This window comes from Streptomyces sp. NPDC104307 (assembly GCF_055584045.1).
On sequence record NZ_JBVJMU010000047.1, the window covers coordinates 1 to 1,425 of the forward strand.

General features: G+C 67.0%; 1 protein-coding gene. It reads left to right on the forward strand.

Features of this window, described 5'->3' with window-relative positions; translation table 11 throughout:
- The first annotated feature begins 206 nt into the window (after positions 1–206).
- Positions 207–1,388 carry an IS30 family transposase gene (locus ACZ601_RS39090; RefSeq protein ID WP_440574280.1) on the forward strand — a complete coding sequence of 394 codons (1,182 nt, stop codon included), beginning with the start codon at positions 207–209 and terminating at the stop codon, positions 1,386–1,388.
- Positions 1,389–1,425 lie beyond the last annotated feature (37 nt).

Here is a 1,425-nt window from a genome sequence, read left to right on the forward strand (position 1 = left end):
GCGTTGAGCGTGGTGATCTTGCGGGTTTGCGGGAGTGTTTCCTTGCGCGGCTGGATGTCGTGGAGAACGTGACCGTGGCAGCGCGTGAGCTGGGGGTGAATCGGAACACTGCCTTCGGCTGGGCTCGGAAAGCCGGACGTGGGTCAGTGCGCTTGCCGAGGAGGCATCCGCGGCGGGACGAGTACGAGCGGCTTCGTGCCAAGGGCATCGCGCGTCGGGTGGCGGCCCGGCAGGTCGGAGTGAACGAGCGCACGGCCAAGGACTGGGACTGGGGCGTCAAGAAGGGGCGCAACGGGCGGGTCTATTCCGATGGCCGCCGTGTCGATTACACGGCGGGGACCGTCACGATGTGTGGTGTGACCACAGCACCAGTGGGTCTGAAGGCCCTGGAAAGACAACTGCATCCGAGGTTCCTGACGTTGGCGGAGCGCGAACAGATCCGGGATCTTCGCGCCCTGGGCCAGTCGCTGCGGGCGATCGGACGTGCCCTGGGAAGGCCGGCGAGCACAGTCAAGCGGGAGATCGATGCGAACTCCGGCACCGGGGGCTACCAGCCCTACGGGGCGCATCGGGCAGCGGCGGCGCGCAGACCCCGGCCCAAGGACCGCAAGCTACTGCGCGAGAGCCGGTTGCGCTGTTTCGTCCAGGACGGACTGCGCGAGCGGTGGTCACCGGAACAGATCTGCCACGCTCTACGCAAGGAGTATCCCGACGACCGGAGCATGCGGGTGAGCGTGGAAACGATCTACCAAGCACTGTATTTCCAGGCCCGTGGCGGCCTGAAACGGGAAGTGCGGGCAGCGATCCGCTCCGGCCGCACCCGTCGCAAACCACGCCGGGACCCCGATCGGCGCACGCCACGGTTCACCGACCCGATGGTGATGATCAGCGACCGCCCCGCCGACATCGAAGACCGGGCTGTGCCCGGACACTGGGAAGGCGACCTGATCATCGGGGCCAACAGCCGCTCCGCGATCGCCACCCTGGTCGAGCGCAGCACCCGCTACACCGCGCTGGTCCACCTGCCCGGCGGAGCCCACGACGCCGAAACCGTCCGCGACGGCCTGGTGCGCACCATCCAGACCCTGCCGGCTCACCTCCAAGGATCGCTCACCTGGGACCAGGGAAGCGAGATGGCACGTCACCAGCAGTTCACCATGGCCACCGGCATGCCCGTCTACTTCTGCGACCCCGCCTCACCCTGGCAACGCGGCTCGAACGAGAACACAAACGGGCTGCTGCGGCAGTACTTCCCCAAGGGCACCGACCTGAGCCTGCACAGCCCCGAAGACCTCGAACACGTCGCCCAGGAACTCAACGGCCGCCCACGCAAGACGCTCGACTGGGATACCCCAGCCGAGCGTCTACGTGATCTACTCACCACCTAAAAACCAGGCGGTGTTGCGACGACCACTGGAACCCAAG